The organism is Streptomyces sp. NPDC055013 (assembly GCF_053608645.1).
In genome coordinates this window covers 92,188-113,643 of record NZ_JBSGVW010000020.1, presented here as the reverse complement: position 1 = coordinate 113,643, position 21,456 = coordinate 92,188, and the positions used below count along the sequence as shown (strand labels likewise).

16 protein-coding genes are annotated in these 21,456 nt (G+C 70.5%); 3 read left to right on the top strand and 13 right to left on the bottom strand.

The genetic code is table 11. From position 1 onward, the window contains the following. Positions 1-125 precede the first annotated feature (125 nt). From ilvC to ACWGDB_RS23980, 5 genes are all read right to left on the bottom strand, one after another. On the bottom strand, positions 126-1,124 hold the full coding sequence (gene ilvC, locus ACWGDB_RS24000) for a ketol-acid reductoisomerase (RefSeq protein ID WP_328879026.1): 999 nt from the start codon (positions 1,122-1,124) through the stop codon (positions 126-128). Between the two features lie 128 nt (positions 1,125-1,252). Beyond that, entirely contained in the window at positions 1,253-1,777 is a 525-nt protein-coding gene (gene ilvN / locus ACWGDB_RS23995; RefSeq protein ID WP_030051183.1) for an acetolactate synthase small subunit, read from the bottom strand. A gap of 21 nt (positions 1,778-1,798) precedes the next feature. After that, on the bottom strand, positions 1,799-3,655 hold the full coding sequence (locus tag ACWGDB_RS23990; protein WP_383607487.1) for an acetolactate synthase large subunit: 1,857 nt from the start codon (positions 3,653-3,655) through the stop codon (positions 1,799-1,801). A 237-nt stretch (positions 3,656-3,892) separates the two neighbouring features. Beyond that, the gene (locus ACWGDB_RS23985; RefSeq protein WP_453824269.1) at positions 3,893-6,931 is read right to left on the bottom strand and encodes a putative bifunctional diguanylate cyclase/phosphodiesterase; all 3,039 of its coding nucleotides are present in this window, start codon (positions 6,929-6,931) and stop codon (positions 3,893-3,895) included. 453 nt (positions 6,932-7,384) lie between these two features. Continuing rightward, entirely contained in the window at positions 7,385-8,335 is a 951-nt protein-coding gene (locus tag ACWGDB_RS23980; protein WP_453824268.1) for a 2-hydroxyacid dehydrogenase, read from the bottom strand. Positions 8,336-8,411: 76 nt separating this feature from the next. Here ACWGDB_RS23980 and ACWGDB_RS23975 point away from each other — a divergent pair, with 76 nt between their 5' ends. Both ACWGDB_RS23975 and ACWGDB_RS23970 read left to right on the top strand, forming a co-directional pair. Next, on the top strand, positions 8,412-9,410 hold the full coding sequence (locus ACWGDB_RS23975) for an aldo/keto reductase (protein WP_453824267.1): 999 nt from the start codon (positions 8,412-8,414) through the stop codon (positions 9,408-9,410). Positions 9,411-9,814: 404 nt separating this feature from the next. Then, positions 9,815-10,954: a PQQ-dependent sugar dehydrogenase gene (locus tag ACWGDB_RS23970; RefSeq protein WP_453824304.1), complete on the top strand. Its 1,140-nt coding sequence runs from the start codon at positions 9,815-9,817 to the stop codon at positions 10,952-10,954. A gap of 37 nt (positions 10,955-10,991) precedes the next feature. Here the strand turns inward: ACWGDB_RS23970 and ACWGDB_RS23965 are convergent, their stop codons facing one another. The 7 genes from ACWGDB_RS23965 to ACWGDB_RS23935 all read right to left on the bottom strand — a co-directional run bounded on the left by ACWGDB_RS23965 (position 10,992) and on the right by ACWGDB_RS23935 (position 18,879). Next, positions 10,992-11,207, bottom strand: a complete 216-nt coding sequence (locus ACWGDB_RS23965) for a DUF6191 domain-containing protein (RefSeq protein ID WP_453824266.1) — start codon at positions 11,205-11,207, stop codon at positions 10,992-10,994. Positions 11,208-11,251: 44 nt separating this feature from the next. Then, positions 11,252-14,326: a helix-turn-helix transcriptional regulator gene (locus ACWGDB_RS23960; RefSeq protein ID WP_453824265.1), complete on the bottom strand. Its 3,075-nt coding sequence runs from the start codon at positions 14,324-14,326 to the stop codon at positions 11,252-11,254. A gap of 101 nt (positions 14,327-14,427) precedes the next feature. After that, the gene (locus ACWGDB_RS23955; RefSeq protein ID WP_383607493.1) at positions 14,428-14,610 is read right to left on the bottom strand and encodes a hypothetical protein; all 183 of its coding nucleotides are present in this window, start codon (positions 14,608-14,610) and stop codon (positions 14,428-14,430) included. A gap of 215 nt (positions 14,611-14,825) precedes the next feature. Continuing rightward, entirely contained in the window at positions 14,826-15,404 is a 579-nt protein-coding gene (locus ACWGDB_RS23950; RefSeq protein ID WP_453824264.1) for a hypothetical protein, read from the bottom strand. A 55-nt stretch (positions 15,405-15,459) separates the two neighbouring features. After that, entirely contained in the window at positions 15,460-16,035 is a 576-nt protein-coding gene (locus ACWGDB_RS23945) for a GNAT family N-acetyltransferase (protein WP_453824263.1), read from the bottom strand. Continuing rightward, positions 16,013-18,241: an MMPL family transporter gene (locus ACWGDB_RS23940; RefSeq protein WP_453824262.1), complete on the bottom strand. Its 2,229-nt coding sequence runs from the start codon at positions 18,239-18,241 to the stop codon at positions 16,013-16,015. Before ACWGDB_RS23940 ends, ACWGDB_RS23945 begins: the two co-directional genes overlap by 23 nt. A gap of 212 nt (positions 18,242-18,453) precedes the next feature. Then, the gene (locus ACWGDB_RS23935; protein ID WP_453824261.1) at positions 18,454-18,879 is read right to left on the bottom strand and encodes a hypothetical protein; all 426 of its coding nucleotides are present in this window, start codon (positions 18,877-18,879) and stop codon (positions 18,454-18,456) included. A gap of 187 nt (positions 18,880-19,066) precedes the next feature. Here ACWGDB_RS23935 and ACWGDB_RS23930 point away from each other — a divergent pair, with 187 nt between their 5' ends. Next, positions 19,067-19,873: an SAM-dependent methyltransferase gene (locus tag ACWGDB_RS23930; protein WP_453824260.1), complete on the top strand. Its 807-nt coding sequence runs from the start codon at positions 19,067-19,069 to the stop codon at positions 19,871-19,873. Between the two features lie 57 nt (positions 19,874-19,930). Here ACWGDB_RS23930 and gatB read toward each other — a convergent pair whose 3' ends face one another. Next, positions 19,931-21,445 carry an Asp-tRNA(Asn)/Glu-tRNA(Gln) amidotransferase subunit GatB gene (gene gatB / locus ACWGDB_RS23925; RefSeq protein WP_453824259.1) on the bottom strand — a complete coding sequence of 505 codons (1,515 nt, stop codon included), beginning with the start codon at positions 21,443-21,445 and terminating at the stop codon, positions 19,931-19,933. Positions 21,446-21,456 lie beyond the last annotated feature (11 nt).

The window sequence follows — 21,456 nt, the reverse complement described above, 5'->3', positions numbered from 1 at the left end:
TTGTGCGCCAGTGTAGTGGCGCGGCGGAAGTCGTCTTACGCCTCCGCGGAAGGATCACTCGTCCGTGGCTGGACGAGGTGGACAACGGGGCCGGAGCAGCTGCTCCGGCCCCGTGGCCTTGAGGCTTACGCCTCCTCGTTCACCCAGCTCATAAGCTTGCGCAGCTCCTTGCCGGTGGTCTCCAGCAGGTGCTCGGAGTCCTGCTGCTTGTACTCGTTGTACTTCTTCAGACCGCCGTGGTACTCGTCCATCCAGGCCTGGGCGAAGGTGCCGTCCTGGATCTCGGCGAGGACCTTCTTCATCTCGGCCTTGGTGGCGTCCGTGATGATGCGCGGACCGGTGACGTAGTCGCCCCACTCGGCGGTCTCGGAGATCGACCAGCGCATCTTCTCCAGGCCGCCCTCGTACATGAGGTCCACGATCAGCTTCAGCTCGTGCAGGCACTCGAAGTACGCGATCTCCGGCTGGTAACCGGCCTCGGTCAGCGTCTCGAAACCGGCCTTGACCAGGGCGGCCGTACCACCGCAGAGGACGGCCTGCTCACCGAACAGGTCGGTCTCGGTCTCCTCCGTGAAGGTCGTCTTGATGACGCCGGCGCGGGTGCCGCCGATGCCCTTGGCGTACGACAGGGCCAGCGCGAAGGCGTTGCCGGAGGCGTCCTGCTCGACGGCCGCGATGCACGGAACGCCGCGGCCTTCCTCGTACTGGCGGCGCACCAGGTGGCCCGGGCCCTTCGGGGCGACCATGCAGACGTCCACGCCGGCCGGGGGCTTGATGAAGCCGAAGCGGATGTTCAGGCCGTGACCGAAGAACAGCGCGTCGCCGTCCTTCAGGTTGTCCTTGATGTGGTCCTCGTACACCTGGGCCTGGATCGGGTCCGGGACGAGGATCATGATGACGTCGGCCTCGGCGGCGGCCTCCGACGGCGTCACCACGCGCAGGCCCTGCTCCTCGGCCTTCGCCTTGGACTTGGAGCCCTCGTGCAGACCGACGCGGACGTCGACACCCGAGTCACGGAGCGACAGCGCGTGGGCGTGGCCCTGGCTGCCGTAACCGATGACCGCGACCTTGCGGCCCTGGATGATGGACAGGTCGGCGTCGGCGTCGTAGAACAGCTCGGCCACTTTGGGTTCTCTCCTTGTGTGCAGGTGTTGCGTCCCACCGTATGACGGGGGGCGGAAGGGAAGTCTCGGGGTCTCGCCATACGGGCGCTGTCCGGACGGCCGGTGTCACCCGGCCGTCCGAACGCGTCCTACGCCGAGCGGTCGAGCGCGCGCAGCGAGCGGTCCGTGATGGAGCGCGCGCCGCGGCCGATGGCGATCGTGCCGGACTGGACGAGCTCCTTGATGCCGAAGGGCTCCAGCATCTTCAGCATGGCCTCCAGCTTGTCGCTGGAGCCGGTGGCCTCGATGGTGACGGCCTCCGGGGAGACGTCGACGGTCTTGGCGCGGAACAGCTGGACGATCTCGATGATCTGGGAGCGGGTCTCGTTGTCGGCGCGCACCTTCACCAGAACGAGTTCGCGCTGAACGGCCGAACCCGGCTCCAGCTCGACGATCTTCAGCACGTTGACGAGCTTGTTGAGCTGCTTCGTCACCTGCTCCAGCGGCAGGTCCGCGACGCTCACCACGATGGTGATGCGGGAGATGTCGGGATGCTCGGTGACGCCGACCGCGAGCGAGTCGATGTTGAAGCCGCGGCGGGAGAACAGGGCGGCGATCCGGGCCAGGATGCCGGGCGTGTTCTCCACCAGGACGGAGAGCGTGTGCTTGGACATGATCTTTTACGTCTCTCTCGCTCAGTCGTCTTCGTTGTCGCCGAAGTCGGGGCGGACGTCCCGGGCGGCCATGATCTCGTCGTTGGAGGTGCCGGCGGCGACCATCGGCCAGACCATCGCGTCCTCGTGGACGATGAAGTCGACGACGACGGGGCGGTCGTTGATGGAGTTCGCCTCTTCGATGACCTTGTCGAGGTCCTCAGGCGACTCGCAGCGGATCGCGTAGCAGCCCATGGCCTCCGACAGCTTCACGAAGTCGGGGACCCGGGTGCCGGCGCTCGGCTGCTTGCCGTCCGCCTCCGGGCCGCTGTGCAGCACGGTGTTGGAGTAGCGCTGGTTGTAGAAGAGGGTCTGCCACTGGCGGACCATCCCGAGGGCGCCGTTGTTGATGATGGCGACCTTGATCGGGATGTTGTTCAGGGCGCAGGTGGTGAGCTCCTGGTTGGTCATCTGGAAGCAACCGTCACCGTCGATCGCCCAGACGGCCTTCTCCGGCGCGCCGGCCTTGGCGCCCATCGCGGCCGGAACGGCGTAGCCCATCGTCCCGGCGCCGCCGGAGTTCAGCCAGGTGGCCGGCTTCTCGTACTGGATGAAGTGCGCGGCCCACATCTGGTGCTGGCCGACGCCCGCGGCGAAGACCGTGCCCTCCGGCGCGAGTTGACCGATGCGCTCGATGACCTGCTGCGGGGACAGCGAGCCGTCGCCGGGCTGGTCGTAGCCGAGCGGGTAGGTGTCGCGCCAGCGGCTCAGGTCCTTCCACCAGGCGCTGTAGTCGCCCTGGTGGCCCTCGGCGTGCTCCTTCTGCACGGCCTGGACCAGGTCGGCGATGACCTCGCGGGCGTCACCGACGATCGGCACGTCGGCGTCGCGGTTCTTGCCGATCTCGGCCGGGTCGATGTCGGCGTGGACGATCTTGGCGTACGGGGCGAAGCTGTCCAGCTTGCCGGTGACGCGGTCGTCGAAGCGGGCTCCGAGGGCGACGATCAGGTCGGCCTTCTGCAGCGCGGTGACGGCGGTGACCGCACCGTGCATGCCCGGCATTCCCACGTGCAGCGGGTGGCTGTCGGGGAATGCGCCGAGCGCCATCAGGGTGGTGGTGACGGGCGCTCCGGTGAGTTCGGCGAGGACCTTCAGCTCGGCGGTGGCACCGGCCTTGAGGACGCCGCCGCCGACGTAGAGCACGGGCCGCTTGGCGGCGGTGATCAGCTTGGCGGCCTCGCGGATCTGCTTGGCGTGCGGCTTGGTGACGGGCCGGTAGCCGGGCAGGTCCATCACGGGCGGCCAGGAGAACGTGGTCTTCGCCTGCAGGGCGTCCTTGGCGATGTCGACCAGCACCGGGCCCGGGCGGCCGGTGGAGGCGATGTGGAACGCCTGCGCGATCACCCGCGGGATGTCCTCGGCCTTGGTGACGAGGAAGTTGTGCTTGGTGATCGGCATCGTGATGCCGACGATGTCCGCCTCCTGGAAGGCGTCCGTACCGATCGCCTTGGAGGCCACCTGCCCGGTGATCGCCACGAGCGGCACCGAGTCCATGTGCGCGTCGGCGATCGGCGTGACCAGGTTGGTGGCGCCCGGTCCCGAGGTGGCCATGCAGACGCCGACCCTGCCGGTGGCCTGCGCGTAGCCGGTGGCGGCGTGACCTGCGCCCTGCTCATGGCGGACCAGGACGTGGCGCACTCTGGTGGAGTCCATCAGCGGGTCGTACGCCGGAAGGATCGCACCACCCGGAATGCCGAATACCGTGTCGGCGCCGACCTCCTCGAGCGAACGGATGAGGGACTGCGCACCCGTGACGTGCTCGGGGGCGGACTGGTGTCCTCCGGATCGGGGCCGGGGCTGCGGGTGATGGGCCCCGGTGGCCTGCTCGGTCATCGGCATTCTCTTCTCGATGCTGAGGGTTTTTGCGAAGTTTGAGCGGAGTTTCGGTGCTGCACGACTGGTGCCTGTGCAACAAAAAACCCCTCGTGCCATAAGGCAAGCGAGGGGAGCGCGCCGGGTGGGGTCGCTGGGAGTTCCGGATCTGCCCGGACGTCACCAGCTTCAGCCGACGCGCTTTCCAAGTACGAGAATTCGGGTGCGCATGGCACAGACCCTCCCCCCGGCACGCATCCACTGTCAAGTGGGTGGGACGGGAGTCTCATTATGTGAGCGCAGGCCACTTCCGCCTCCGAGAACAGCGGGCACACCACCGGTGTACGCCCCCGCACCCCTCTCCATGCCTCGTTCACCTCTCACGCCGCCCGCGAACGCCGGCTCGGCCGGCCCGTGCGGCACCGGATAGTGACCGGCACTCAGCGCCCGGCGCAGCCGGTACTCGTCCAGCGGCCCGGAGAACGCCATGCCCTGCCCGTGCGTGCACCCCATCGCGCGCAGGGCGACCACCTGTTCCGGCAGGTCCACGCCGTCGGCCACGGACTGCACCCCCAGATCGCCGGCGATCCGCAGCAGCCCACCGGTGATCTTGTGCAGCCGCGCGGACTCGACGACACCCTCGACCAGACCTCGGTCGAGCTTGAGCACGTCGACGGGGAGCCGGCGCAGGGCCGTGATCGCCGCGTATCCGCTGCCGAAGCCGTCCAGGGCGACCCGGACGCCGAGGCGGTGCAGACCGCTCAGGCGGCGCTCCAGTTCGTCCAGTGAGACGCGCGGGTCCAGATCGGACAACTCGATGATCAGCGACCCGGACGGCAGCCCGTGGCGGGTCAGCAACGCCTCGATCGAGCCGAGCGGCATCGACCGGTCCAGCAGCCGGCGCGCGCCCACCCGCACGGCGACGGGTACGGCGAGGCCAGTCGCGGTGCGCTCGGCGGCCTGCTCCACGGCCTCCTCCAGCATCCAGCGGCCCAGCTCGGCGGTCTTGTCGCTGTCCTCGGCCACCCGCAGGAACTCGGCGGGCGTGAACAGCACCCCTTGCGAGGACCGCCAGCGCGCCTGGGTGACGACGGATGCGATCCGGCCACTGTCCAGACACACCACCGGCTGGTGCAGCAGCGCGAACTCCCCGTCGTGCAGCGCGGCCCGCAGACGCGTGGCCAGCTCCGCCTTCCGTACGACGTCCTGCTGCATCTGCGGCTTGTACAGCTCGACCCGGCCCTTGCCGCCCGCCTTCGCGCGGTACATCGCCAGGTCGGCGTTGCGCAGCAGCTCCCCCGCGCCGAGGCCGGGCTCGGCGAAGGCGACGCCGATGGAGGCGTTGACACGGACATCGTTGCCGTCGATGAGGAACGGCTGCGACAGCGTCACCCTGAGGCGGTCGGCGAGCTCCAGGATGTGTCGTTCGCGGGCGGTGCGATCACGGGTGTTGTCCCCGGCGATCAGGGCCGCGAACTCGTCGCCGCCCAGCCGGGAGGCCGTGTCCCCGCCCCGCACCGCGTCCTGGAGTCTGCGGGCGGCCTGGACGAGCAGTTCGTCCCCTGCCTGGTGTCCGATCGTGTCGTTGACGCCCTTGAAGCCGTCGAGGTCGATGAACAGGACGGCGGTGTTGCGCAGGGCGATGCCCCGGTCGGAGGCGCGGCGGCCGGACAGGGCCTGCTGGACCCGCTTGGTGAACAGCGCGCGGTTGGGCAGGTCGGTGAGCGGGTCGTGCTCGGCGTTGTGCTGAAGCTGCGCCTGCAGGCGCACTCTTTCGGTCACGTCCCGGCTGTTGAAGATGAGGCCGCCGTGGTGACGGTTGACGGTCGACTCGACGTTGAGCCAGCCCTCGTCGCCGGACCGGAAACGGCACTCGATGCGCGTAGTGGGTTCCTCAAGTGGGCTGACGGCGAGGAAGCGGCGCACCTCGTGCACCACGCAGCCCAGATCCTCCGGGTGGATGAGATTGGCCAGTTCCGTGCCCACCAGCTCCTCCGCGGAGCGGCCGTAGACCCCGGCGGCGGCCGGGGAGACGTACCGGAGGATGCCGTTCGGCGCGGCGATCATGATGACGTCGCTGGAGCCCTGCACCAGGGAGCGGAAGTGGTTCTCCTTCTGGGCCAGTTCCTGGGTGAGGGTGATGTTGTCGAGCAGCATGATGCCCTGGCGCATCACGAGGGCGAGCACGACCGTGCCGCCGGTGATGAGCACGACTCGGTCGACACTGCGGCCGTTGAGGACGTTGTAGAGGATCCCCAGCGTGCAGACGGCGGCCGCGAGGTAGGGCGTGAGGGCGGCGAGGGAACCGGCGATCGGCCGGGTGACCGGGTACCGGCTGTGCTCACCTCCCTGCGCGGGCGTGTGGTGATGGCTTCCGCCACGCTGTCCGGGTACGTGCTCGTGCACCACGCGCGTGTGCCCCGTGCTTTCCTGCCGCTCACAGTCTCCGTGCCGGGGCGCGGCCCACGGGGCGTACGCCAGAAGCAGCGAGCCGGCGAACCAGCCCGCGTCGAGCAACTGGCCGGAGCGGTAGCTGTTGTGCATCAGCGGCGAGGTGAACAGGGCGTCGCACATCACGGTCAGCGCGAGCGCGCCGATCGCGGTGTTGACCGCGGTGCGGTTCGCCGACGAGCGGCGGAAGTGCAACGCGAGCACCATGCTGACCAGAGCGATGTCGAGCAGCGGGTAGGCGAGCGAGAGCGCGGTGTGCGCCACGCTGGCCCCGCCGTTCGAGTCGATCTTCGCCGCCTGGGCGAGGGCGAGGCTCCATGCCAGCGTCAGCAGCGAGCCGCCGATCAGCCACGCGTCCAGCACGAGGCAGACCCAGCCGGCCCTCGTCACCGGCCGCTTGGCGAGCACCAGGAGTCCCACGATGGCGGGCGGCGCGAAGCACAGGAAGAACCCGTCGGCGTAGGAGGGGCTGGGCACGGGGCGCTGCAGGACGACCTCGTACCATCCCCAGACCAGGTTGCCGAGGGCGGCCATCGCCGAGGAGAGCGCGAACAGCAGCCAGGCGGGTCGGAAGCGGATACGGCGGCTACGGGCGTAGCGGAAGCAGGACACGGCGGCGGCGCCCGCCGCGGCGGCCAGCCCGAAGTCGCCCATGATCAGCGCGAGTTGCTCCGAACCCCAGCCGAGCGCGGAACCGACGGCGTATCCCGCGCACACCAGGGCCAGAACGAGCTGCGGAACCAGCCCCGAGCCGCCACCGAAGGACGACGGACGGGGCAGCAGCGCCGCCGACGAGGGCTGAGCCCGCAGCCCCGCGTCCAGCGTGGTCGTGGAGGGCGGTGGCGAGCTCACCGGGCCCTCCCGGTCCGCGCCGCTCGCGGGTCCCGAGGGTCCCGGTGCGCTGGGTGCGCATGCCGCCTGCGGCTGCTGTGCCTGCGGTGGTGATGGCTGTGACGACAGCCGTGAGTGCCGTGGTGGCCGCGTCTGCGCGCGGCCGTTCGCCAGGGTCGCCGCCGACGGCCCCGCCGCGTCGGATTGCTCGTCCATAGGCCGTGCATCGCCCGTCGCCCCCCTCACAAATCTGCAATATCCATCCCCGGCGCCGAAAGGTGCACGGCGCAGCCCCTGTCGGCGACGATACACCAGTCTCGTCACTCAGGGACATAGCACCTCTACGCTCCGTAACGATCAGCGCATATGCGAGTACGGACCGCTTCCGGAAGGTTGCGGACTGTACTCGAAACGGGTTTCGGACCTGTTGCGCGCGGCGCACACGGCACGCGCGGGAAGCTCAGCCCGCGAGCGTCACGCGCCTGCCGCGCCCGTCGTAAGGATCACGTTGCGAAGGGGCTCACGGTTCACGTAACGAGTGAGCTGGTCCACCAGCAACCGCTTGGCGCGCGGCAGGAATGCCGACGTGGGTCCGCCCACGTGCGGGCTGATGAGTACGCCCGGCGCACGCCACAGCGGATGCTCCCGGGGCAGCGGCTCGGGGTCGGTGACGTCCAGGGCCGCGGTGATGCGCCCGGCCTCCAGCTCCGCCAGCAGCGCCTTCGTGTCCACGACGCCGCCACGTGCGACGTTGACCAGCAGCGCGCCGTCCTTCATACGGGCGAGGAAGTCGGCGTCGACCAGGTGCCGGGTGGCCGCCGTGAGGGGCGTGGAGAGGATGACAACGTCCGCTTCCGGAAGCAGGGCGGACAGTTCGGTGAGCGGAAGCACGGGTCCGCGCGCCGTGGTGCGCTCAGAGCGCGCGACGCGCGCCACCCGCGCGAGTTCAAAGGGCGCGAGCCGGTCTTCGATGGCGGCGCCGATCGAGCCGTATCCCACGATGAGGACGTTCTTGTCCGCGAGCGCGGGCCGGAATCCGCTGAGCCACTCCCCTCTGTCCTGGGCCCGCACGAAGTCGGCGACGCCACGCAGCGAGGCGAGGATCAGCGTGAGCGTGAGCTCGGCGGTGCTCGCCTCGTGCACTCCACGCGCGTTGCACAGCCGCACGCCCGGACGCAGGTGCTTCAGGCCCGACTCCACGTGATCGATGCCGGCGGAGAGCGTCTGCACGACCTCCACGGAGCTCATCTCCGGCAGGGGACGCTGTCCGATTCCCGGCGGCTTCATGTAGGGGACGACGTAGAAGGCGCACTCGGCCGGGTCGGCGGGAAACGTCTCCTCGCCGTTCCAGAAGCGGTAGCGCGGGCCCTGCGGGAGGCCCTCGATCTCTTCCGGCGGGATGGGGAGCCACACGTCAGCAGTCATGCCTTGGAGGCTATGTCAGGCGAACAGGAGTGCAGAGGTTAGGTTGGGGTGCCGAAAGAGGGAGGGTTACGGCCAGGTGGAGCGCAGGACGATCGGCGCGGCGGCGCTCGCGGTGGGAGCCGTCGGACTCGGGTGCATGCCGATGAGCTGGGCCTACAGCTCGTCGCGGCAGCGGGGCGAGGAGTCGCTCAGGGCGGTGCACCGGGCGCTCGATCTGGGCTCGACGCTGCTGGACACGGCCGACATGTACGGCCCGTTCACCAACGAGCTGCTGTTGGGGCGGGTGTTGAAGGAGCGCCGCCAGGACGCGTTCGTGTCGACCAAGGTCGGCCTGCTCGTGGGCGAACAGCACATCGTGGCCAACGGCCGTCCCGGCTACGTGAAGCGCGCCTGCGACGCCTCTCTGCGCCGCCTGCAGACGGACGTCATCGACCTCTACCAACTGCATCGCGCGGACCCCGAAATACCGGTCGAGGAGACCTGGGGCGCGATGGCGGAGCTCGTTCGGGCCGGAAAAGTACGGGCGTTGGGACTGTGCGCGGTGGGCGCCCGGGGTGGCCGCCGCTCGGGAAACCGTCTGCACGACATGACGATCCGCCAGCTGCAGCGGGTGCAGCAGGTCTTCCCGGTGAGCGCCGTACAGGCGGAACTGTCGGTCTGGTCGCCGGAGGCGCTGGAGGGGCTGCTGCCGTGGTGCGAGGCCCGCGGCATCGGCTTCCTGGCCGCGATGCCACTGGGCAACGGCTTCCTCAGCGGCAGACTGACCCCCGGCGAGGGCTTCGAACCGGACGACGTCCGCGCCCGCCATCCGCGCTTCACCGCGGAGATGATGGCGGCGAACCAGCCGATAGTCTCCGGCCTGCGCCGCATCGCGTCCCGCCACGGGGAGGGCGTCACCCCGGCGCAGGTGGCCCTGGCGTGGGTCCTGGCGCAGGGGCGGCACGTGGTCACCGTGCCGGGCGCGAAGCAGGAGCGCTGGGTGAGCGAGAACGCGGCGGCCGGGAAGTTGCGGCTGACGGAGACGGATCTGGCGGAAGTGGCGGAGCTGCCGGGGGCGTTGGGGTCGTGGGACTGACGATGCGAGGATCCTGACCCGACAATCGCCGGGCTCGGGAAGCGGACATCGGCCGGAAAGCCGGATCAGCCGCACACCCAGATCGGCCGGACACCCAGATCGGATGGGGGCCGGGCGCACCTGCGGGCCGCCGCGAACCCCTCCCGCCGGCCCGCGCGCCCTGGCTGCGGCTCCGTCCCGTCCCGAAGTCTCGGCCGCCGGACCCTGCCCCCGCCGACGCTCCGCATGGGCTCGACCACAGGTCACAGGCACCGAATCCCGACCAAACACGGACGCGACGCCCGCACGGCGGTGGTTCGAGGTTGATGGATCGGGAACCTGTGAGGCGCGAGCGGTGTAAGAAAAGTAGAAGCCGCCGCGTCGAAGGGACCTTGATCGTGCAACGTCGAGTTGTGACGGCCGTGATGGCCGCGGCCGCGCTCGTGCTGACGGCCGGCTGTTCCTCCGACGAAGGGGGATCTCCGGCCGAGGGCGGAGCCGGGGCGCCGAGCAGTAGTACGGCCGCGGGGTCGTCGCCCTCCGGTCGGGCCGCGCAGGAGACCCCGCCGGCGAAGGGCTCCGTCAAGGTGTTGCGCACGGTCGCCGAGGGTCTGAGCACCCCCTGGGGCCTGGCCCCTCTCCCCGACGGCGACCTGCTCGTCTCCTCCCGCGACGAGGCCACGATCACGCGGGTCGACGCGAAGACGGGCAAGAAGACCGAGCTGGGCGAAGTACCGGGGGTGTCCCCAGCGGGTGAGGGCGGCCTCATGGGCCTGGCGCTGTCGCCGGACTACGCCTCGGACCACATGATCTACGCGTACTTCACCTCGGCCTCGGACAACCGCATAGTCCGCGTGCTGTACGACGAGCAGCGGCCCACCGGCGAGCAGCTGGGCGCACCTGACACGATCTTCAGGGGCATCCCCAAGGGCTTCATCCACAATGGCGGCCGGATCGCCTTCGGCCCCGACAAGATGCTGTACGCGGGCACGGGTGAGAGCGGTGACACAGGCCTGTCGCAGGACAAGGAGTCCCTGGGCGGCAAGATCCTGCGCATGACGCCGGAGGGCGAACCGGCTCCGGGCAACCCGGTCGCCGACTCCCCCGTGTACTCGTACGGCCACCGCAACGTGCAGGGCCTCGCCTGGGACGCCAAACAGCGCCTGTTCGCGGCGGAGTTCGGCCAGGACACCTGGGACGAGCTCAACGCGATCAAGCCGGGCGACAACTACGGATGGCCGGAAGTCGAGGGCAAGTCCGACAACGCCAAGTACCGCAGCCCACTCGCCCAGTGGGGCACCGACGAGGCCTCCCCCAGTGGCATCGCCTACGCCGAGGGCTCCGTCTGGATGGCCGGCCTGAAGGGCCAGCGTCTGTGGCGCGTCCCTCTCGACGGGACCGAGGTATCAGCCGACCCGCAGGCCTTTCTGGAGGGCGAGTACGGCCGGCTGCGGACGGTTGTCTCGGCGGGCGGCGACAAGCTGTGGGTGACGACGAGCAACACGGACGGCCGGGGCAGCCCGAAGGACGGGGACGACCGGATCCTGGAGGTGCGGGTGACCTGAGCGGATCCTGAAGGCGCAGGCGACCTGGGCGGCCGCCTCACCCCTCTCCGTCGCGCCTCCCGTCACCATCGTCGTCGTCCCCCTCGGCCGACGGTTCGGGCGGCCGTACGACGACCTTCCCGGACGCGAGATCTATCGGTCCGCGCCCGGGGTCGTTGTCCCCGACGTCCACGCGGGTGAGTTCCAGGCGGTTCTTTTCGTCACGGGTGTGCTTACGGCCGGGCGCGAAGAGTTCCTCGAACGTGTTGAACACGCAACCTCCCTGGGCCAACGTCCCTTACAGCGTAAACCTCGGGCTCAGGTCCCGGACGGGAGCGATTCGGTCGCGAACATCCCCGTCCGATGGGCCACGGCCGCAGCCTCGCCCCTCCCGGAGACGCCGAGCTTGCCCAGGATGTTCGACACGTGGACGCTGGCCGTCTTCGGGGAGATGAAGAGTTCCTCGGCGATCTGGCGGTTGGTGCGGCCTGCGGAGACCAGGCGGAGGACGTCTCGTTCGCGGGTGGTGAGGCCGAGGGATTCGGCCGGGTCGGTCGGGGGCGGGGCTGTCGTGAGGGCGAGGCGGGCTCGCTGGGCCAGGTGCGTCGTGGCGTCGACTAGCGGGCGGGCGTCCAGGTGGGTGGCGGCGGCCCGGGTCAGGCGGAGCAGTTCCGTGGCGCGGGCGCGCTCGTCGTCGCCGCCGATCGCGAGCAGCGCCTCCGCCAGGCGGTGGCGGACCTGGGCGAGGTCGTAGGGGCGCTCCAGGGCTTCGAAGGCGGTGACCACGTCCGACCAGGTGTCGGGGTTGGCCCGGTCCTCGGCGCGGTCGAGTTCGGCCCGGGTCCACTTCTCGTAGGCCAGCCACAGGGGTGCGCCGGTGGTGAGCTTGCGGACGGCGTCGCCGAGCCGTTCCAGGAAGGCGGGGCGGCCCTCCTGCGCGGCGGGCAGTGCCTGGGCGCGGGCGTCCGATTCGGCGATGGCGGCGGCCAGCAGCAGGGGCCAGACGTAGCGCTGAGTGCCGGGCGGGAAGCCGGCGTCCAGGACCCGGTCGGCTTCCGCGCGGGCGTCGAGGAGGCGGCCCTCGGCGGCGGCTATGCCGAGGGCGAGGCAGGACATGCGCAGGTCGTTCTGCGGCATGGGGTCGTGGGTGCCGTAGGAGGCGCGGCTGGTGGCCAGATGGCGGGCGGCAGCGGCGGTGTCGCCGCGGGCGAGCGCGAGGTGGGCGAGGCTGTTGGAGCCGCCGCCGAGCGGTTTGGCGGACTGTCCTGTGCGCTGGGCGTTCACCGCGGCCGCGTCGGCCTCGTCCCAACGACCCAAGGAGATCAGCGACTTGGCGAGATTCGCCCACACCCAGGCCTCGGAGTCGCGCAGTCCCCACTGCTGGGTGAGGCGCAGGCCCTCGCGCAGGATGCCGACCGCGTCCTCGGAGCGGCCGATCCCTTCCAGGACGGAGGGCAGGTTCACATGGCTGCGGCCCACCACGGAGGTCAGTCCGCGGGCCAGCACCTCGTCCCTGGCCTCGTACATCTGGGCCAGTCCGGACTCGATGTGCCCTGCGTCGACCATGAGGTTGCCGAGCGTGAGGCGTGCGTTCAGTTCGATGTCCTCGGCGCCGACCATGCGTGCGTACTCGACGGCGCGTTCGGCGGCGGACATGGCGTCGGGGCCGGGGGCGCGGAGCATCGACCAGTTGGCGGCGGCGGCCAGCACCTCGGCGTGCACCTCGGACGGGGGCAGGCCACGCACCAGTTGCTGGGCGGTGCCGAGTTCCTTCCAGCCGTCACCGCGGGCCAGGGACTGGACGAGTCGGGAGCGCTGGACCCAGAACCAGGCGGCGCGCATCGGATCGCCCTCGTCCTGCAGCAGGTGCAGGGCGCGCTTGGTGATCTTCAGGGCGCGTTCGCGCTCCCCGCAGAGCCGTCCGGCGACGGCGGCCTCGGCCATCAGGTCGAGGTAGCGCAGGGGCGTGGTGTCGGGGTCGCAGCCGCTGGGGGTCCCCCCACGTCTTTCGGACAGTGGGGGAGGGTAGACCTCGGTGTAGTCGACGGGGCGCAGGGTGGCCCGGATGTCCTCGGGGGCGGAGTCCCACAGCTCCATCGCGCGTTCCAGCAGCCGCAGTTGCTCGGAGCGGGCGTGCCGTCGGCGGGCGGTGACGGAGGCGTCCAGGACGGCGGGCAGGGCCTTGGCCGGGTCGTGGGCGTGGTACCAGTAGCTGGCCAGCCGCATCACGCGCTCGCCGGCGGGGACGAGCGTCGGGTCGGCCTCCAGGGCTTCGGCGTAGTGGCGGTTGAGGCGGGAGCGCTCGCCGGGCAGCAGGTCGTCACCGACGGCCTCGCGGACCAGGGAGTGCCGGAAGCGGTAGCCGTCGCCGCCGGGCGCGGCGATGAGGATGTTGGCGTTGACGGCGGCCCGCAGCGCCTCGATGAGGTCGTCCTCGGCGAGCTGGGCGACGGCGGCGAGCAGCCGGTACTCGACGGTGGAGCCGCCCTCGGCGACGATCCGGGCGACCCGCTGGGCGCTTTCGGGCAGGCCCTCGACCCGGACGAGGAGCAGGTCGCGCAGCGAGTCGGTGAGCCCGACGCAACTGCCCTCGTGGGCGGCGACAGCGAGTTCCTCGACGAAGAAGGCGTTGCCGTCGGAGCGTTCGAAGATCTCGTCGACCTGGGCGGGGTCGGGCTCGGTGGCAAGGATGCCGGTGATCTGGCGGCCGACCTCGGCGCGGTTGAAGCGGCCGAGTTCGATGCGGCGGACCGTGCGCAGCCGGTCGAGTTCGGCGAGGAGCGGGCGCAGCGGATGGCGGCGGTGGATGTCGTCGGAGCGGTAGGTCGCGAGGACGACGAGGCGGCCGGTGCGCAGCGTGCGGAAGAGATAGGCGAGGAGGTGGCGGGTGGAGGCGTCGGCCCAGTGCAGGTCCTCCAGGGCGACGACGACCGTGCGGCCGGTGGCGACACGCTCCAGCAGGCGGGCGGTGAGTTCGAAGAGCCGCGCCATGCCCTCCTCGTCGGAACGGTCCGCGCCGCGGGTCGGGGCCGTCTCGCCCAACTCGGGCAGCAGCCGGGCCAGTTCCTCCTCCTGGCCGGCGGCCGCGGCGGCCAGCTCGCCGGGCAGTTCCCGGCGCAGGGCGCGCAGCGCGGTGGAGAACGGGGCGAACGGCAGCCCGTCGGCCCCGATCTCGACGCAGCCGCCCAGCGCGACCACGGCGGCGCCCTCGCCCGCGGCGGTGGCGAACTCCTCGACGAGGCGGGTCTTGCCGACCCCTGCCTCGCCGCCGATCACCAACGCCTGCGGTTCGCCCGCGGCGGCGCGGGCGAGGGCGTCGTTCAGAGTCTCCAACTCGGTTGCGCGACCGACGAACACGGGACTGACGGACCGGCTCTCCACGGGTCCGAGCATCGCACGCGCCGCTGCGGGTCCGGCATCGGTTTTCCGGAGGCTGCCGCCCCCGGAAAACCCCTGCGCCGGGAGGCGACCGTCGGCCCCCGTGACCGCCGCCGTCACGCGGCGCGCGGATGCCGGGACCTGCGGAGGCGGGACGTATGCGATTCCGCCTCCGTCGCGCCCTTGGTGGAGCGCTTCGCGGCGCGGCGGAGGCGGATGGCCTCGCGGACCATGCGCTCGTGCTCGGCCTCGCGGATCAGGTCGGCGGAGCGGATGTGGTGAAGTTCGTACTCGTACATGACAGGACCCTCGTTTTCCCTGGTGAGACGCGATCTCCGACATCGCTTTGTGCGATGGGTCAACCTTCGTCTCCAAGGCGGGTCCGCCACATCGGGAGAGTTCCGCATCTTCGGCGGCCGAGAGGCCTTAGACGCGCCTGAGGGGCCTCAGGGCGCCGTCTAAGGTACCTACGGCGGTCCTGAGGCCCCTCGGGACCTGCGGTGATTCAGGTGGTTCAGCTTGCTGAGGGCAGGCCGAGCAGGGCGTCGGTGTACTTGAGCACCGCCAGCAGCAGGCCGATGACGCCGAGCGCGACACCGCCCCAGGCGACGGACTTGATCCACGGGGCCTGCGGCTTGCCGGGCGCTCCGAACGCGGGCCGGGCGAGCACGACGACGCCGACGATCAGCGCGGCCAGTGCGAACACGCCGGCCCACAGGGCGGAGGTCTGCCAGGCGTCGCCGTAGACCTCCTTGATCTGCTGGGAGACGCTCGCGTTCGAGGCGGTCTCCAGCTGGCCCACGAGGGTCTCGCGCGCGGCGGCGACCGTACCGATCCAGCCACCGGTCAGGGAGACAAGGCCGAGCGCCGCGGAGACGACCGCGGCCGCGCCCTGGCCGACAGCGGAGGGGGTCGCTTCCGTGGCCTGAGCGGTCACCTCGTCCTCGGCCTCGATGTCGTCGTTCTCCTCGACCTCGTCGGAGCCGGTGGCGTCAGTGGCGTCGCCCGCCTTGACGACGTCCACCTTCTCCTCGTCGGTCTTCGCCTCAGTGCCTCGGTCGGCGCCGGTCTCGTCCACTGTCTTCGTTCCCATGCCTCGCACCGTACGGACGCAGTATGAGAGGTCTCTTAATGATCGTTGAGGCCTCTTACTGATCATTGTGGACGGCACGCGTGCGTGCCTCACGCCACTCGGGGGCCAGGATCGACCACACCTCGAGGTCGTGCCGCACCCCACGATAGGGGTAGCTCTCCCTGCGCACCCCTTCGCGGGTCATGCCGAGGCGGCGCGCCACGTTCAGGCTGGCCGTGTTCCCGGCCGAGGCGATCCACTCGACGCGGTGGATGCCGCGCTGCTCGACCGCGAAATCGACGAGTACGCGCATCGCGCGCGTGACGAGCCCCCGCCCGGTGCCGGCGGGCTCCAGCCAGCAGCCGACCTCGCAGTTGGCGTTCTCGGCGTCGAAGTTGAGGAAGAGCACCCCGCCGACCAGCTTGCCCTCCAGCCACAGGCCGTGCAGGGACCCGGTGTCGGCGGCGCGCATGTCGGCGTACCGCTGGAGCACCGCACGCGCGGCGTCCACGTCCGTGGCCTTCGAGCCGAAGGGGACGTACTCGTTGATGAACTCCCGCCCGCGCTCCAGATGGGCCAGGAACTCCTCGGCGTGCCACGGCTCCAGGGGCCGCAACTCGGCTCCGTCGTCACCCAGCGATATCGCGTACATCGCCCCGCTGCTCCTTCTCCAGTTCCGCCACGACGTCGGTGAGCCTCTCATGGGCGGCGCGGGACTCGGGCGGTTCGATGCTGATGCGGGGCATGCGCCTGTCGAGCCAGCGGGGCAGCCACCAGTTGGCGCCGCCGAGCATGTGCATCAGGGCGGGGACGAGGAGGGTGCGCAGGACGAAGGCGTCGAGGGCGACGGCGGCGGCGAGCGCGATGCCGAACATGGCGATCACGCGGTCGCCGCTGAGGACGAAGGCCAGGAAGACCGAGATCATGATGACGGCGGCGGAGTTGATCACCCGCCCGGTCTCGGCGAGGCCGATCCGCACGGCCCGCCGGTTGTCACCGGTCTCCAGCCACTCCTCGTACATCCGGCTGACCAGGAAGACCTGGTAGTCCATGGAGAGGCCGAACAGCACCGACACCATGATCACGGGGAGGAAGGGCTCGATCGGCCCGGCGCGGCCCAGTCCCAGCAGCTCGCTCCCCCAGCCCCACTGGAAGATCGCGACGACGACACCGAAGGCGGCGGCGACCGCGGCGACGTTCATCGCGGCGGCCTTCAGCGGTATGCCGACGGACCGGAAGGCGAGCAGGAGCAGCAGACAGCCCAGGCCGATGACGACACCGACGAACAGCGGCAGCTTGCCGACGATCACGTCGGCGAAGTCGTCGTAGCCGGCCGTCATGCCGCCGACCTGCACATCGAGCGAGGTGCCGGTCTCGGCGCGCGGCAGAACCTCGGAGCGCAGCCGGTCGACGAGGTCGCTGGTCTGCTGCGACTGCGGCGAGGACTCCGGTACGACGGTGAGGTAGGCGGTGTTCCCGCCGCTGTTGTACGTCACCGGGGTCACGGCCGCGATGCCCTCGGTGGTGCGCAGGGTGGCGTCGAGGTTGTCCAGGGCGAGCTTGTCGTCGCCGCCGTCGACCTGGGTGACGAGGGTGAGCGGGCCGTTCACGCCGGGTCCGAAGCCGTCGGCGAGGAGGTCGTAGGCCTGGCGGGTGGTGGCGGACTGGGGGTTGTTGCCCTGGTCGGAGGTGCCGAGGCGCAGGCCGAGGGTGGGCAGCGCGAGGACCGTGATGAGGGCCAGGGCGATCGCGCCGAGCGCCTTGGGGTGGCGCTCCACGAACGCCGACCAGCGGGCGGCGAACCCGGTCGGCAGCTCGGGCTGAGGTCCGTGCTCCGCCAGCCGGCGCCGCTCGCGACGGCTCAGGGCGCGCATGCCGATGAAGGACAGCAGGGCGGGCAGCAGGGTCACGGAGGCGGCGACCGTCAGGACCACGGTCAGCGAGGCGGCTATCGCGACGCCGTTGAGGAAGCTCAGCTGCAGGATCAGCATGCCGAGCAGGGCGATGCACACCGTGGCACCCGCGAACACGACGGCCCGTCCGGTGGTCGCGACGGCGTTCGCGATCGACTCGGCGACGGGCAGCCCGCGTTTCAGCCCGCGCCGGTGCCGGGTGACGATGAACAGCGCGTAGTCGATGCCGACGCCGAGCCCGATGAGCATGCCGAGCATCGGCGCGAAGTCGGCGACGGTCATGGCGTGCCCGAGCAGCGCGATCCCGGCGTACGCGGTGCCGACGCTCACCAGCGCGGTGGCGATGGGCAGCAGCGAGGCGGCGAGCGAACCGAAGGCGAGGAAGAGCACGACGGCCGCCACGGCCACCCCGACGACCTCGGCGATGTGCCCGCCCGGCGCCTCGGTGAGCCCGACGGCGCTGCCGCCCAGCTCCACCTGGAGCCCGCCGGCCTCGGCGTCCTTGGCCGCGCTCACGACGGCCTGTGCGTCGCCCTCGTCGAGGCTCGCGGCTCCGGCGTGGAAGGTCACGGTGGCGTACGCCGTGTGCCCGTCCTCGCTGATCTGCGCGGCGCCCTGCTTGTCGTACGGGCTGCTCACGGCCGCCACTCCGGGCAGTTCCGCGATCTCGTCCAGGGTGCGCGTCATGGTCTGCTCGACGTCGGCGGCGCGCACGGTGCCGGAGGTGGTGTGCCAGACGACGGTGCCGCTGTCGCCGCCGAGCCCGGGGAAGCCGTCTTCCAGCAGCTGGGTGGCGCGGCCCGATTCGGTGCCGGGGACCTGGTAGTCGTTCGAGTACGCGGAGCCGGTCACGGCGGCGGCCGCGCTCACCCCGCCGAAGGCAAGGAGCCAGAGCAGTACGGCGACGAGGCGGCGCTGGACACACCAGCGTGCAAGGGCTGCCACGAACGTGCTCCCAGGGCTATATGTGGATCTTTGACCGGGAACAGTCGTTCATGTGAAGTGAACAGCCCGCAAAGAACGCGTGAGCGATGTGAAGCAAACTCTCGCAGGCGGAAATGATCGTTTGCCCCGTTCGTGCGTTTATTCACACGAGTGGGAGGCAGATCACAGGACAGTAACGGTCACTCTGTAGCTCACGAGTGCCGCCGTTCACATCAGTCGAACTGATCCCCCAGCGCCATCACCATCACCCCGGTGACGAGCAGCCACAGCGCCCGCCGGGTGCGACCCCGCGAGCCGAGGAACGCGGCGAGCGCGCAGAAGGCCGCGCCGACGGCGTAGGCGGCCGGGACGAGGGCCGGCGCGGTGCCGGTGGCGCGGAGCATCGCGGCGGCCAGTCCGGCAAGGGCGAGCAGCGCCCCGGTCCCGGCCGCCGTCCAGCGGGCCCGCCGCGCCACCTGCGCCGGATCCTCGACGTTGTCCAAGTCTTCGACGTCGTCCAGGTCTTCGACGTCGTCCAGGTCTTCGACGTCGTCCAGGTCTTCGACATCCTCCAAGTCCCTGCCGTCGTCCGGGTCCTCGGGCGTCTCGGTCCGGTCCTCCCCCGTCTCGGATATCTCGGAATCACCGCGTCCACTCATGGCGGGCGAGCGTAGCGGGTCGCGCCGGGAAACCGGATGCCGGGCCGTACCTGCCACTGCTAGTTTCCGGAGGTCAGCCATGCTGCGGCACACCGCCGCCGACCTGAGCAGGTGCATTGTTTGAGCGTCCGGCCGAGCTCCTCCGTATCCCATTCCGCCTTCCCGGACTCAAGGAGCCCGTTCACCGATGCCGGACATCACCCCGAGGACCTCGAGTGAGGACCTCACCGAGCGGCTGACCCACGCTCGCTATCCACGCAGCACCAGCTACGACCCCCGCTGGGTCGTTGAGAACCAGATGGGTCCGAACGCCCTCTGGCTGCTGGAGTGGCTCGCCCCCGCCCTCGGCCTGGACGCCCTGCGCCCCGGCGCGCGCGTCCTCGACCTGGGCTGCGGACGGGCGATGACCTCGGTCTTCCTGGCCAGGGAGTACGACGCCCAGGTCACCGCGGCCGACCTGTGGATCAAGCCCGACGACAACGCCCGGCGCATCGCCGAGGCCGGTTTCGCCGACCGCGTGCTGCCCGTGCACGCCGAGGCGCACGACCTGCCGTTCGCCGAGGGCAGCTTCGACGCGATCGTGAGCGTCGACGCGTACCAGTACTTCGGCACCGACGACCTCTATCTGCCCACCCTGACGCGGCTGTTGAGGCCCGGCGGGCGGATCGGCGTCGTCGTACCCGCGCTGCGGGAGGAGCCGGAGGGGCTCGAGCCGCCGGAGCATCTCCAGCCGTGGTGGGAGCCTGACTACTGGTGCTTCCACTCCGCCGACTGGTGGCGACGCCAGTGGACCCGCAGCGGCGCCGTCGAGGTCGAGGCCGCCGACTGGCTGGACGACGGCTGGCGGGACTGGCTGCTGTGGTGCGAGGTGATCGCCGAGGAGAGCCCGGAGGAGTGGCATCGCACGATGGCCCGCCAGGTCGGCGAGATGCTGCGCCATGACGAGGGCCGCGCGCTGGGCTTCGTACGGCTCGTAGGACGCCGTAAGCCGTAGCGCCGCGCAAGGCGACGGCCCCGGAGGACTTGCCTCCGGGGCCGTACGCGCTTCGGCTCAGCCCTCGCTGACGCCCAGCTGCTGAAGGATCAGCTCCTTGACGCGTGCCGCGTCGGCCTGGCCGCGGGTGGCCTTCATGACCGCGCCGACCAGGGCGCCGACCGCGGCCACCTTGCCGCCGCGGATCTTGTCCGCGATGGCCGGGTTGCCGGCGATGGCCTCCTCGACGGCCGTGGTGAGCGCACCCTCGTCCGAGACGACCTTCAGACCGCGCTTGTCGACGACCTCGTCCGGGGTGCCCTCGCCCGCGAGGACGCCCTCGATGACCTGGCGGGCCAGCTTGTCGTTCAGGTCGCCCTTCGAGACCAGCTCGGTGACGCGGGCCACCTGCGCCGGCGTGATGGCCAGCTCGTCGAGCGCCTTGCCCGACTCGTTGGCGCTGCGGGCGAGTTCGCCCATCCACCACTTGCGGGCGGAGGCGGCGTCGGCACCGGCGTCGATCGTCGCGACGATCAGGTCCAGCGCGCCGGCGTTGAGGATCGCCTGCATCTCGACGGCCGAGATGCCCCACTCCGCCAGGAGTCGGGTACGGCGGACCAGCGGCAGCTCCGGGAGGCCCGCCCGGATCTCCTCGACCCACTCGCGCGAGGGGGCCACCGGCACCAGGTCAGGCTCGGGAAAGTACCGGTAGTCCTCGGCCTCTTCCTTCACGCGGCCCGAGGTCGTCGACCCGGTGTCCTCGTGGAAGTGCCGCGTCTCCTGGATGATCGTCCCGCCACCGCTCAGCACGGCGGCGTGCCGCTGGATCTCGTAGCGGGCCGCACGCTCCACGGACCGCAGGGAGTTGACGTTCTTCGTCTCGGAACGGGTGCCGAACTTCTCGCGACCGTGCGGGCGCAGCGACAGGTTCACGTCGCAGCGCATCTGGCCCATCTCCATACGGGCCTCGGAGACGCCGAGCGCCTTGATGAGCTCGCGCAGCTCACGCACGTACGCCTTCGCCACCTCGGGGGCACGCTCGCCCGCACCGACGATCGGCTTGGTGACGATCTCGATGAGCGGGATGCCGGCGCGGTTGTAGTCGAGGAGCGAGTGCGAGGCGCCGTGGATACGGCCCGTGGCACCGCCCACGTGCGTCGACTTGCCGGTGTCCTCCTCCATGTGGGCGCGCTCGATGTCCACGCGGAAGGTCTCGCCGTCCTCCAGCTGGACGTCGAGGTAGCCGTTGAAGGCGATCGGCTCGTCGTACTGGGAGGTCTGGAAGTTCTTCGGCATGTCCGGATAGAAGTAGTTCTTCCGGGCGAAACGGCACCACTCGGCGATCTCGCAGTTCAGCGCGAGACCGATCTTGATCGCCGACTCCACGCCGATCGCGTTGACGACCGGGAGCGCGCCGGGCATGCCGAGGCAGGTGGGACAGGTCTGCGTGTTGGCGTCCTGACCGAGTTCGGTCGAACAGCCGCAGAACATCTTGGTCTTGGTGCCGAGTTCGACATGGACCTCAAGGCCCATGACGGGGTCGTACGACGCCAGCGCGTCCTCGTACGACACCAGGTCGGTCGTGGTGGTCACGGTGAAACTTC